Raw genomic sequence first — 12,742 nt, forward strand, 5'->3', positions numbered from 1 at the left:
CGGGGTGGCGTTAAATTTCACACGGTGGCGACGGTGGATTCGCTGCTGGCGGAGGCCAGCTCAAGTAGGTTGGCAAAGCTGACGCGATCGTTTTTCAACTCGCCGACGATCTGCCCGCGGTTGAAGACCAGCGCCCGGTTGCAGATATGGGCGATCTCCTCGAAGTCGCTGGAGATCACCAGCACAGCCACGCCTTCTGCCAGCGCTTTGTTCAGCAGGTGATAGATCTCTTCACGTGCGCCCACGTCGACGCCCGCAGTCGGATCTTCCAGGATCAGCAGCGGCGCATTGAGGTGCATCCAGCGCGCCATCACCACCTTTTGCTGGTTGCCGCCGGAGAGGGCGCTGATATCCAGGCTGACGTCCTTCGGGCGGACGTCAAACAGCTGCATTTTCCACCAGCTGGCCCCCAGCTCGGCGCGGCGTCCGTAGTGCGACAGCAGGCGGTGACCGCTGGCGCAGGGGTTGATAAACAGGTTTTCACGCACGCTCATCGACATCACCAGGCTTTCGCCGGTGCGATCCCCGGCCACCAGCGACACGCCCGCCGCCATCGCCTGCTGCGGCGAGCTGGCCTGATAGTGTTGCTTGCGGAAGGTAATGCTGCCGCCGGTACGCTGACGCAGGCCGAACAGCAGGCGGCCAATCTCTTCCTGCCCGGCACCGCGCAGCCCGGCCAGCGCCAGCATCTCGCCGGGCTGCAGGTTGAAGGATACGGGGCCCACTTCATCAATGCAGACGCTGTCGAAGGCCAGAACCGGATCGGCTTTTTCCGGCAGCGGCTCGCGCTGGTTGCCCTCTACCGCTTCGCCGACGATCATTTCCACCAGGTTGCGCAGGCTGTAGTCGCGGGTGAAGCCGCCCGCTACGCGTTTCCCGTCGCGCATTACGCAGACGCGGTCGGCAATTTCGATCACTTCGTCCAGGCGGTGGGTGACGTAAATCATCCCCACTTTTTTACTTTTCAGGCGTTCGATGACGCTGAACAGATGGCGGACGTCGTTGGCAGGCAGCGAAGCGGTGGGCTCATCCAGCACCAGCACTTCGGCATTGACGGCCACCGCACGGGCGATAGCCAGTAGAGACTTTTCGGTGCGCGACAGTTCGAACACGCGTGAGTCCGGGTCGAGGGCGATACCGACCTCTTCCAGCGCCTGGCGGGAGCGCTCGCGCACCGCTCGCCAGTCAATCAGCCCCAGCCGACGGGTAAAGCCCATCACCAGCGCCATATTTTCGGCCACCGTCATCCACTCGATCAGTCCGAGGTCCTGATGAATAAAGGCGATGGGCTGGCGCTGGGCGGTTTTCAGCGCGGCGGCGGAGGTAATGGTGTCGTCGTGGAAGCGGATATCGCCGCCGTCGCGTGGGTAAACCCCGGCGAGGACTTTGATCAGCGTGGATTTTCCGGCACCGTTTTCGCCCAGCAGCGCCAGGACTTCACCGGGATGAACCTCCAGGCTGACGTCGTTGACGGCGATGTTGCCGCCAAAGCGTTTAGTGATATGGCTCAGCGTCAGAACCGCTGCCCCGGGTGTATTCTGCATAACAGTCTCCTGCAACAACAGACAAGTATCAGCGGCGGCGACAGCTTAATAAAAACACCGCTTGTTCCAACATGCGAAATCAAGTTTCAAAAATAGTATTCTTACTGAGGGCGGAAAGCAAAGGTGAGGAAGTTTTATTTATTTATATAAATCAGATGGTTATTTTTAATGTTATAGAACTGTGATGAATCGCTCACTTCGCTTTTGCGCTTTTAACCGTCTAATATGGAGCATTGTCAGTGTTGAAACGTCGTTCCATATTCACAGCCGCAGAGGCATGAGTTACCATCAGACAAAGCCCCGTAAAGGGTGTGCGGGACATTAAGAGGAAGCGTGAATGAGCGTAAAGGCGGATACCGCAAAGGACGATAAAAAGGATCAGCCGGCTGGCACCCAGAGTCTGTTTCGTGGCCTGCAGCTGATTGAGATATTGAGTAATTACCCCAACGGTTGCCCGCTGGCGAATCTGTCAGAACTGTCCGGGATGAATAAGAGTACCGTTCACCGGCTGTTGCAGGGGCTGCACAGCAGCGGCTATGTCACCCAGGCGCCGTCGCCCGGCAGCTACCGACTGACTACTAAGTTTATTTCGGTGGGGCAGAAGGCGCTGTCGTCGCTGAACATCATTCACGTTGCGGCCCCGCATCTGGAAAAACTCAATCTGGAAGTGGGTGAAACGGTAAATTTCTCCAGCCGTGAAGACGATCATGTGATTCTGATTTACAAGCTGGAGCCGACGACCGGTATGCTGCGAACCCGAGCGTATATCGGCCAGCATATGCCGCTGTACTGCTCGGCGATGGGTAAAATCTTTATGGCCTGGGGCAGTGAAGAGTATCCGGCGCACTACTGGGAAACGCATCAGGACACAATCCAGCAGCTGACAAAAAATACCATCACCACGCTGCCGGAGATGCTGGACGAGCTGAAGGTGATTCGCCAGCAGCAAACCGCGATGGACAGGGAAGAGAACGAGCTGGGCGTGTCCTGCCTGGCGGCACCGGTGTTTGATATTCAGCAGCGGGTGCCGTTTGCCGTTTCGGTGTCGTTGCCGACCGCCAAGCTACAGCAGGTTGGGGTGAAAAAGCTGATGGCACCGGTGGTGGCCACCGCCAGAGCCATCTCCGCCGAGCTGGGGTTTAATGGCTGATCCCGGCATGGCCGGATCGCCATGTTCGCCGGTTGTTGAGGTTGAGAAGGCAGCAAAAGGGGCGATGGCCCTGCCGATTCTGCCGTTTGTTCAACCGACCCGGCTTCTGCCGCCGTCCTGCGCGTAATCGTGACGTGCGGAGTTACGGATGATGCGGAACCGCTGCCGCTTCCCCGCTCATCCCGCGCTGGCGGCGCATCATCCGCCGCAGCGGGTAGAGCATCAGCAGGCCGTAAATACCCCAGCCAATAAACCATACCAGCCCGTTTTCATTGCTGCCGGTTAGCTGTGCCACCACGCCAAACCCGTACGGGCCGATAAAGCCACCTACAATGCCGAAGGCGTTAATCCACGCGATGCCGACCGCCGCATCGGTACCTTTCAGCAGCCTCGCCGGGAAGCTCCAGAAAATCGGCTGACCAGCGAAAATACCAAAGGCGGCGAGGCACAGTGCCAGCATGCGCCACAGCGGATCGTTAAATACCACGCTGAGGATTAGCCCGGCCACGCTAAGCGCCAGCGTCACCCCAATATGTAAAAACGGTGTGTTGTGCCTGGCTGCCGATCGCGGCACCACGATCACCGCCACGGCCGCCGCCAGCCAAGGCAGGGCGGAGAGCAGCCCGGTCATCATCACTGAGGTACTGAACTTATTGATAATGCTCGGCAGCCACAGCATCAGGCCGTAGCCGACAATCGGATAGCACATCAGGAAGGCAATCAGCATCATGATGCGGCGATCCTTCATCACCCGCAGCGGGTGCTGATGCTGACCGGGCGCATCGGTGACGCCGTTTTGCTGCTGCTCCTGCTGAATATCGCTGGCGATCTGGCTGCGCTCCTGGTCGTTCAGCCAGTGCGCCTGCTGCGGCGTATTCGGCAGCGAGCGCAGGACAATCAGCGACAGCAGCACCGGCGGCAGGCCCATCAGAATAAACAGCCACTGCCAGCCCGCCAGTTGATACAGGCCGTCCATCTGCATAATCAGGCCGGAGAGCGGGCTGCCGATCACCAGCGCCAGCGGATTGGCGAGGAAGAAAATGCCGATGACCTGACCGCAGCGCGAAGGCGGGAACCATTTCGTGATGAAGTAGATAATGCCCGGATAGAACCCGGCTTCGGCCACGCCCAGTAAAAAGCGCAGCGCGTAAAATGACCATGGACCCTGCACAAAGGCCATCAGAATGGTAATGATGCCCCAGGTGACCAGAATGCGGGAAAACCAGATCTTCGGCCCGAATTTCAGCATCAGCAGATTGCTGGGTACTTCGCAGAAGGCATAAGAGATAAAAAACAGCCCGGCGCCTAGGCCAAACGCGGCGGCACTCAGACCCACATCGGCCTCCATCTCCAGCCAGGCAAAACCTACGATCGTTCGGTCGATAAAGGCAAACAGATAGCAGACCACCAGCAGCGGCAGCAGATAGCGCATGTTTTTGCGATAAACGTGTGTGCGACTTTGAGCGTGATGTGTGTCCATGATTTTCCCCCGGCGAGTGATTCACCTGACTCGTTAAGCTTAATGGCTGTAAATGCGCCAACGGTGGGAGAGACGGTTAATTTAACAAACTGCGAGCCAGCTCAATATTGCGAAGAGGAAAATGAAATGAATAAACCATCTTCTTTTTAATGAGTTAATCAGGGAAATACCACCTTCAGGTTTATCGGTGGAATATTTTTTTCGCCAAATCGTCGGTTTCACCCTTTCCATTGTGCAACGATTGTTTCCTGTTGGAAACAATAGGCGGGATTGTGCGTTTATTGTTGCAGGAAAAACTGGTTGTGGCAGGATGGTTTCAACGGGTGATTACCCTCCTAATTTAAACCGAATCCGAAGGTGTCATGATGAGCAATAAAGTTGTTAACTGGAATGGTGGCTTACAGCCGGAAGCCGTTGAAATCCTGTCTGCTGACGGTGGCATGATCGTTTGTCCTACCAAAGTGGGCTACATCATCATGACCTCTGATGCGAAAGGCCTGGAGCGTAAGTTCGACGCCAAGCAGCGTAACCGTAACAAGCCAGGCGTGGTGCTGTGCGGCTCGCTGGAGCAGCTGAAAGAGCTGGCTCAGCTGAACCCGGAAATCGAAGAGCTGTATCAGCAGCACTGGGACAAAGACGTTCTGCTGGGCTGCATCCTGCCGTGGAAAGAAGAAGCCGTAGCGCGCATTCCGGAAGACGGTTCTAAAGACCTGATGATGGACCGCCGCCAGACCAGCTGCTTCGTCATCAAGTTCGGTGTGCCTGGTGAGAACCTGGCAAAAGAACTGTGGGAAAACCACGGCAAGTTCTCCTTCGCCAGCTCGGCTAACCCGTCAGGTAAAGGTAACCGTGGCCTGGTAGAAGGTATCGGCGAGCGTATCGAACAGCACGCTGACCTGATCATTGCGGCAAACGACTACGTGAAATCTATCCAGCCTAACGAATCTGAAAAGACGCGTTACGAGCAGGGTGTGATGGTCGCGATGGTGGACGAAAACGGTAAGCTGGTGCCAGAGCAGAAAGGCGAGCGCAACATCACGCCATGCCCGGTACTGATCCGTAAAGGTCTGGATGTGGATAAGATCATGTCAATGCTGTCTGACATCTTCACCACCTGGGATTACCGTCACGGTAACTACTACTGATTATCGCTTCTGCGCCTGAGACGATGGCAGATGCTGTTATCTTCAGGCGCGAATAACGCGAAAATCAATCAGCGCCCGCTAATGCGGGCGTTTTTTATTGTCATCTCCCGGCGTGAATCCGGCTCGTAAATTACTGCCATTTCCCGGCCTGAATCCGAAATGTTAATTACCACTCAGCGCTTTTTGCAGTGCCTCAACAAATAACCTCACGCGCGGGGAAATATAGCTGTCCGTTTTCATCAAAACGTAGGATTTATAAATATCCATTTCCCAGTCCGGCAGTACCTGAACTAATTTACCCTCATCGACGGCTTCCTGGGCAATATAGCTGGGTAAATACGCGATGCCGGTCTGGGCTATAGCTGAATTCACCAGCGCAATACTGTTGTTGGCACGAAATCTGCTGCGGACTTCAATATCTTTTTTCTGTTTTTCTTTTCTGAAAGGCAGCGAGATCGTGTGGGCCGGGCCGCGAAAAAGAATAAAGTCATGGCGGGTGAGATCGTCCGGGCTGGTAATCTCAGCGTGTTGCCGCAGGTAATCCGGCGCGGCGTAAATCCCCCAGGTAATGTCCATCAACGGGCGATAGTTTCGGTGGCCGGGAAGCTCACGCTTAATCACCACCGCCAGATCGAAATTATCGTCCTCAAGGCTGACCGGGCGGTCGGTGAGGTCAAGATCGACGCTGACGTGGATATTGCTGGCGACAAAGCGATTCAGTACCGGCACGATGCACTGGCAGCCAAAGGTGACCGGGGCCACCACGCGCAGGCTGCCGGTGGGCTCTTCGTGGAACTGGCGGATAAACAGGTCGGCGCTTTTCACCTCGTGCAGGATACGGTAGCAGTAGTGATAATAGGTCATGCCGACTTCCGTCACCTGAATCCGCCGTGTTGTGCGGGTTAGCAGCTTCGCCCCCAGACGCACTTCCAGCGCCGAAATTTCCTTGCTGACCGAGGATTTTGCCAGCCCGAGCACCTTTGCCGCTTCGGTGTAGCTCAGCGTTTCCACCACTTTGGCAAAAATAATCATTCCGTGCAGGTTTTCAAAATCGCTCATTATTATCCCGGATTGTTCTTAAGGAGAAACAATAAAGAATACTAGCATATTTCACGTTTCCGACGCACAGAAAAGAGATAGGGTAATTACAAACAAATGTAAGCAGTCGGAAAATAATAGCGCAGAGAGATAATTAACATGGGTCAGACAATCAACCAGAAAATACTCGCCCGAGCAAGCGGGTGCGAAAGCGTGACGCCTGGAGAAATAGTTTGGGCGAAGGTGGATGTATTAATGTCGCACGATCCCTGTATGCCGGGTGTGGCCAGCGTATTTAAAAAAGAATTTGGCGAACAGGCGAAAATATGGAACCCGGAACGTTTTATTCTTATTCCTGACCACTTTGTTTATTCTGCCGATCTGCAGGCGAATCAGAATATTCGCGTGATGCGTGAATTTGCCCGCGAGCAGGGCGTGAAGTATTTCTATGATGTGGGCACACCCGCCTATAAGGGCGTCTGCCATATTGGTCTGGCTGAGGGGGGCCATACGCGCCCGGGGGAAGTGCTGCTGGGCACCGATTCCCATACGGTTACGGCCGGTGCGTTTGGCTGCTTCGCGATCGGACTGGGGATCACCGATGCGGCCTATGCGCTGGGTACCGGTGAGATCCCGCTGAAGGTGCCGACCACCATTCGGGTGAACTATCACGGTGAGCAGCCACAGCAGGTGCAGGCGAAAGACCTGATTCTCGCCCTGCTGCGTGAACTGACGGTGGATGGGGCCACCTACGAGGCGATTGAGTTTGCCGGTCCGGTGATTGACGCAATGCCGATAGAAGAGCGCATGACCATGTGCAATATGGTGGTGGAGTGCGGGGCTAAGAACGGCATTATGGTGCCGAATCAGGCCACCCTCGACTACCTGGCGGCGCGCACCACGGTGCCTTTTAATGTGGTGGAGGCCGATGCCGATGCGGTTTACAGCCGCGTTGTCGACATTGATGTCAGCACTATGCAGCCGCTGGTGGCTAAACCCCACTCACCGGACAATGTGGTATCGATCGATACTTTGCAGCAGGTGGAAATCTCACAGGCCTATATTGGCTCCTGCACCGGCGGCAAGCTGGCGGATTTTGTTGCCGCCGCTCGGGTATTGCAGGGCCGCAAAGTGGCGATCCCGACCTTTGCCGTTCCGGCCACCAAAGAGGTGTTTCATCAGTTGATCGTCACCCGCATTGCGAACCAGTCAATCTATGAAATCCTGACCGCTGCGGGGGTGAATCTTTCATCCGAGCCCGGCTGTGCGGCCTGCTGCGGCGGGCCCGCCGATACCTTCGGCCGGATTAATCAGCCGATTTCGGTGATCTCCACCACCAACCGTAACTTCGTGGGCCGTATGGGGCACAAGCGCGCCAACATCTATCTGGCCTCCCCTTATGCGGTAGCCGCCGCTGCGGTGCGCGGCACCATAACCAATCCTGTTGAGCTGTTAGGAACGCCATCATGAAAAATATCATCAGCGGAACGGTCTACGTACTGGGCGACAACATTGATACTGACCAGATCCTGACCGCCGAATACCTGAAGGTGAATCCCTCGACCCCGGAGGGCTACGCGCAGTTGGCGGGGCTGGCGATGTGTGGTCTGCCGGAAGGGGCGCTGCCGTTTCTGGATGCCTCCGGCCAGCGGACGGCGCATCCGATTATCGTTGCCGGCAAAAACTTTGGCTGCGGATCTTCACGTGAGCATGCGGTGATTGCGCTGGGCGCGGCGGGCGTGCAGGCAGTACTGGCGCAGTCCTATGCCCGCATTTTCTTCCGCAACTGCGTGGCGACCGGCGAGGTGCTGCCGCTGGCTTCGGCCACGCGGCTGTGCGATCGCCTGCGCACCGGCGACCGGGTGGAAATCGACAACGACGCGCAGACCGTCACGTTGCTGGACAGCGGTGAAACGGCGGCCATCGATCCGGCGGGCGAGCTGGCGAACATCGTCGCGGCGGGTGGGCTATTTGCCTATGCCCGCGCCAGCGGTAGAATCAAAAGCGCATAAATTCCCCGCTACAAAGCAGCAGGGCCGCGGTGAGGCGGCCCTGAGGGATTACCTGGCGGAGATAGCCAGCGCGCCACCGGCAAAGACAAACAGGCTACCGGTTGAGCGGTTGAGCATCCGCAGACGTTTCGGGTTAGAGAACAGCCCGGACAGGCGACGACCGGCGCAGGCATAGCTGAACATAATGCTGAAATCCAGCGCGGCCCAGGTGATTGCCAGGGTAGCAAACTGCAACGCGTGCGGCTGGCTGGCATCAATAAAGTTCGGGAACAGCGCGGCGAAGAACAGCAGATCTTTTGGGTTGCTGATGCCGACCATAAAGCCCTTACGGAACAGGCGCAGCGCGCTCGGCGCATCTTCCATTTCTGGGGTGGCCACCGGCGTTTCATGACTGTTATCGCGCCATGCGGAAATACCCAGCCAGACCAGATAGGCGGCACCGACCACCTTCAGAATGGTAAAGGCGGTAGTGGAGGCGGCCAGAATAGCACCCAGACCCAGCGCGGAGGCGGTCATCAGAACCATAGCTGCCAGCACGCCGCCGACAACCGTTGCCAGCGCATGTTTGCGGCCGAAGCGCAGGCCGTGGGTCATGCTGATTAAAGCCGACGGGCCGGGAATGGCAATCAGTGCGGCAATCACGCCGGTATAGGCCAACCAGAGGTGGAGCGTCATACAGGGTCCTTTCATTGAAAACCCTCTGCCTGAGGGTTTTTAGCGATAAGCGATAAATGGATTTCGTTGAAATACGAAGGAGCGGTAGTTTATTTTCTCGGCAGTGAGAAGTAAATCACATGCGCAAGATTTTCCATTATCGCTACGGCTGGCGCTGTAAAACGTGCTCGCCGGTTCCCGCCTTCAGTCGCAGATTGTCCAGTAATGCCAGCAGCGACAGCAGGCTGACGGCGATAAACGCCCAGGAAAAATCTACCGGCAGCGGCTGCGAGTGCGTCTGTAAAGACATCGAGGCGCGCAGCGCCAGCGCGGCAAAGGCGATACCGGCACTCATGCTGAACTGGAAGAACATGCTGAACAGCGTGGAGGCGGCGCTCATCTGCGGGCGCGGCACGTCGGCAAAGCCCAGCGAGTTATAGCAGGTGAACTGCATTGAGCGCGACAGCCCACCGATAAACAGCACCAGCGCCAGCAGCGGGTACGGCAACGCCGGGGTAATAAAGGCGCAGACGGCGATGGCCGCCGTGCTGATGACGCCGTTGACCAGCAGCACCTGCCGGAAGCCCCAGCGGCGCATCACTGCGGTGGTGAACGGCTTCATTGCCAGATTACCGGCAAACACCCACAGCACCAGAATACCCGCCTCCATCGCCGACAGACCAAAGCTGACCTGGAACATCAGCGGCAGCAGGAACGGAATGGCGTTGATAGCGGCACGAAACAGCGAGCCGCCCTGTAGAGTGCTGCGAAACGAGCTGATGCTGAGTGCATCCAGCGGCAGCATCGGGGCTGTTGCGCGGCGCGCATGTCGCCACGCCAGCCATGCGCTGAGGCTGCCCAGCAGCAGCAGCGCCGTGCCCGCAAGCAGGTGACTCTGGCCCAGCGACTCCAGCCCGGCGATCAGCGCGGCGCAGGCGATGGCGGTCAGCAGAAAGCCTGCTAAATCGAAAGGGCGCGGCTGGCCGCGTTCGCCTTTGGGGATCAGCCAGAAGGTACAGATGAGTGCTGCAATACCCAGCGGGATATTCAGCCAGAAAATCCACGGCCAGTGGCCGACGGTGACGATTAGCCCACCGAGAGGCGGGCCAAGCACCGGAGCGATCAGGCCGGGCCAGGTGATCAGCGCGATCATTCGCACCAGATCCTGTTTTTCCGTCACCCGCAGCACCAGCAGCCTGCCCACCGGCACCATCAGTGCACCGCCGATCCCCTGCAGCACGCGGCTGAAGGTAAACATCGGCAGCGAGGTACTCAGGCCGCAGAGCAGTGAGGCGAGGGTAAACAGCACGATGGCGCTGGCAAAAATACGCCGTTCGCCAAAGCGGTCGGCCAGCCACCCGCTCAGCGGAATAAATACTGCCACCGCCAGCAGAAAGGCGGTTATGCCGACGTTCATATCCACCGCGCTGACCGAGAAATCACGTGCCATCTGCGGCATGGCCGTCGCGATTACCGTAGCATCCAGGTTTTCCATAAAGAAGGTGACGGCCACCAGCAGGGCGATCCACCAGGTTCGTGGTATCGGTGCAGTGGGCGAGGTGGCGGGCGTGCCAGATTGCATAATGGCTCCGTAAGGCCGCTGAGTGAAAAAATGCGGCCGCTTAAAATTTACAAACACGTAACATAACAGCTGCCGTTCACTGCGCCCAGCGGGGCGCGTCAGCGCTGGGGAAAAACGTACTAATCTGCTGTTCGCACTGAAGTTTGCCGCGAAAAAAGCTGGGAAACCCGCATACGGCAAAACAGTGAGCCGGATCACACTAAATGACTGTTATTCGGGGGCTATTTTTAATCAATACGGCAGGAAGCTGAATTTGTCAGTTTATGTTTATTCATTCTCCCTGATATTTTCTTTTTTTTATAAAAAAACCATATTTAATTTTTCATTTATTTTTTGAAATAATATGTCATTAAGATTAATAGAAACATCGGGTTGCGTGAAGAGACGCCGGTACTATACTTATTATCAGTACGATAAATTCATCATGTGAATTCTGCCTATTATTACCGGCAGCAGGAGGCTTTTATCACTTTCAATCACACTGAGACGATGACTAACATTCCCGGCGAATTTGAGAACTGGTATCTCGACTACGAAGCCGGCCCCGAAGCGGTGATGGAGCCGCAGCCGGAGCACATCCGCGGCCTGCCGGTCTCCGATATCCTCACGCCGTCGGACCGCTATCAGGAACTGTTTTTTGCGGTGCAGACGTCGCGCATCTTTAGCGACAGTAAAACCTTTGCTGACTGCGCGCCAAAAATAGATCCGGAACGGATTATGTTTCGTTATTATCTGGCGCGTGAACGCGATGATTTTAATCTGCATAATTTCGTGCTGGAGAATTTCGACCTGCCGCAGGTTAATGAAAGTCATTATGTTTCCGACCCGGAAAAAACCATGGCGGAACATATCGACGCGCTGTGGCCGGTATTAACCCGTCACCCGAAACAGCACTGTGAATATTCCTCGCTGCTGCCGCTTCCGAAGCCCTACGTAGTTCCCGGCGGGCGCTTTGGTGAAACCTACTACTGGGATTCCTACTTCAGCATGCTGGGCTTTGCCGCCGCCGGGCGCTGCGATCTGCTGCGCAATATGGCGGACAACTTTGCCTGGATGATCGATCGCTACGGCCATATCCCCAACGGCAACCGCACCTACTATCTCAGCCGTTCGCAGCCGCCGGTCTTCGCGATGATGGTGGAACTGTTCGAAAAGAACGGCGTCAACGAGGCGCAGCGCTATCTTCGCCATCTGAAAAGCGAGTACGCTTTCTGGATGGACGGCCAGGAAAATCTGGAGCCGAATCAGGCGTATCGCCATGTGGTGATGCTGCCGGATGGCGCGGTGCTGAACCGCTACTGGGACGATCGCGATACCCCGCGCGACGAGTCTTATATTGAGGACGTGGAAACCGCACGTGACTCATCGCGCCCGTCCAGCGAAGTGTATCGCGACCTGCGTGCCGGTGCGGCGTCGGGCTGGGACTATACCTCGCGCTGGCTGAGCGAGCCGGGCCGTCTGGCGAGCATTCAGACCACCAGCATTATCCCCATCGACCTGAACGCGTTCCTCTACAAGCTGGAGATGGCGATTGCCCGACTGTCGGCAGCCAGGGGAGACGAGGCCACCGCCGAACGCTATCAGCAGCTGGCGTACCGTCGGCAGGAGGCGGTGAACCACTATCTTTGGGATAACGACACCGGCCTGTACCGCGATTACAACTGGCGCGACGGCGAGCAGGCAACGTTCTCCGCCGCCGCCGTCACCCCGGTTTACGTCGGCATGGCGAGCCTGGATCAGGCCAACCGTACGGCCAAAGCGGTGCGCGACTATCTGCTGGCACCGGGCGGCCTGCTCTCCAGCATGGAGCAGACCGGTGAGCAGTGGGACAGCCCCAACGGCTGGGCACCGCTACAGTGGATGGCGGTGAAGGGCTTCAGCATTTACGGCGACGAGAATCTGGCACATGAAATCGCCAGCCGCTGGCTGAGAACCGTGTCATCAACCTATCAGCAGCACCATAAAATGGTGGAGAAGTACAACGTCAGCGGTGATGCCGCGCTGCTGGGAGCCGGGGGGGAATACCCGCTTCAGGACGGATTTGGCTGGACCAACGGCGTCACCCGCCGCCTGCTGGAGATGTACCCGGAGGGATAGCTATCACTCCTGCTAATTATTCTTCCTGTTTTATAAGCTA

11 protein-coding genes are annotated in these 12,742 nt (G+C 57.0%); 6 read left to right on the plus strand and 5 right to left on the minus strand.

The features are described 5' to 3' along the window. Nucleotides 1-17: 17 nt before the first annotated feature. On the minus strand, nucleotides 18-1,544 hold the full coding sequence (locus IBT47_RS11490; RefSeq protein WP_200560542.1) for a sugar ABC transporter ATP-binding protein: 1,527 nt from the start codon (nucleotides 1,542-1,544) through the stop codon (nucleotides 18-20). 337 nt (nucleotides 1,545-1,881) lie between these two features. Here IBT47_RS11490 and IBT47_RS11495 point away from each other — a divergent pair, with 337 nt between their 5' ends. After that, nucleotides 1,882-2,694 carry an IclR family transcriptional regulator gene (locus IBT47_RS11495; protein WP_105592160.1) on the plus strand — a complete coding sequence of 271 codons (813 nt, stop codon included), beginning with the start codon at nucleotides 1,882-1,884 and terminating at the stop codon, nucleotides 2,692-2,694. Beyond that, the gene (locus IBT47_RS27240; RefSeq protein ID WP_255569898.1) at nucleotides 2,687-2,821 is read left to right on the plus strand and encodes a hypothetical protein; all 135 of its coding nucleotides are present in this window, start codon (nucleotides 2,687-2,689) and stop codon (nucleotides 2,819-2,821) included. The genes IBT47_RS11495 and IBT47_RS27240 overlap by 8 nt, the downstream gene beginning before the upstream one ends. A gap of 15 nt (nucleotides 2,822-2,836) precedes the next feature. Here the strand turns inward: IBT47_RS27240 and IBT47_RS11500 are convergent, their stop codons facing one another. Further along, entirely contained in the window at nucleotides 2,837-4,174 is a 1,338-nt protein-coding gene (locus IBT47_RS11500; RefSeq protein ID WP_105592159.1) for an MFS transporter, read from the minus strand. 365 nt (nucleotides 4,175-4,539) lie between these two features. Between IBT47_RS11500 and IBT47_RS11505 the strand changes: the two genes are divergently transcribed. Continuing rightward, nucleotides 4,540-5,319 carry an L-threonylcarbamoyladenylate synthase gene (locus IBT47_RS11505; RefSeq protein WP_105592158.1) on the plus strand — a complete coding sequence of 260 codons (780 nt, stop codon included), beginning with the start codon at nucleotides 4,540-4,542 and terminating at the stop codon, nucleotides 5,317-5,319. 162 nt (nucleotides 5,320-5,481) lie between these two features. Here IBT47_RS11505 and IBT47_RS11510 read toward each other — a convergent pair whose 3' ends face one another. Further along, nucleotides 5,482-6,378: a LysR family transcriptional regulator gene (locus tag IBT47_RS11510; RefSeq protein ID WP_105592157.1), complete on the minus strand. Its 897-nt coding sequence runs from the start codon at nucleotides 6,376-6,378 to the stop codon at nucleotides 5,482-5,484. A 138-nt stretch (nucleotides 6,379-6,516) separates the two neighbouring features. Here IBT47_RS11510 and IBT47_RS11515 point away from each other — a divergent pair, with 138 nt between their 5' ends. Further along, complete coding sequence (locus tag IBT47_RS11515) at nucleotides 6,517-7,827, plus strand: aconitase/3-isopropylmalate dehydratase large subunit family protein (protein ID WP_200560543.1); 1,311 nt, start codon at nucleotides 6,517-6,519, stop codon at nucleotides 7,825-7,827. Next, nucleotides 7,824-8,369, plus strand: a complete 546-nt coding sequence (locus IBT47_RS11520) for a 3-isopropylmalate dehydratase (RefSeq protein ID WP_105592155.1) — start codon at nucleotides 7,824-7,826, stop codon at nucleotides 8,367-8,369. Before IBT47_RS11515 ends, IBT47_RS11520 begins: the two co-directional genes overlap by 4 nt. Nucleotides 8,370-8,417: 48 nt before the next feature. On the opposite strand, the gene IBT47_RS11525 is transcribed toward IBT47_RS11520, so the two are convergent. After that, nucleotides 8,418-9,044, minus strand: a complete 627-nt coding sequence (locus tag IBT47_RS11525) for a LysE family translocator (protein ID WP_200560544.1) — start codon at nucleotides 9,042-9,044, stop codon at nucleotides 8,418-8,420. A 142-nt stretch (nucleotides 9,045-9,186) separates the two neighbouring features. Next, nucleotides 9,187-10,605 (minus strand): MFS transporter, encoded by a 1,419-nt coding sequence (locus IBT47_RS11530; protein ID WP_105592153.1) that lies wholly within the window; start codon nucleotides 10,603-10,605, stop codon nucleotides 9,187-9,189. A 426-nt stretch (nucleotides 10,606-11,031) separates the two neighbouring features. Here IBT47_RS11530 and treF point away from each other — a divergent pair, with 426 nt between their 5' ends. Then, the gene (treF, locus tag IBT47_RS11535) at nucleotides 11,032-12,702 is read left to right on the plus strand and encodes an alpha,alpha-trehalase TreF (protein WP_347710560.1); all 1,671 of its coding nucleotides are present in this window, start codon (nucleotides 11,032-11,034) and stop codon (nucleotides 12,700-12,702) included. The last annotated feature ends 40 nt before the right edge of the window (nucleotides 12,703-12,742 follow it).

The organism is Erwinia sp. S43, from assembly GCF_016624745.1.
GTDB lineage: Bacteria > Pseudomonadota > Gammaproteobacteria > Enterobacterales > Enterobacteriaceae > Erwinia > Erwinia coffeiphila.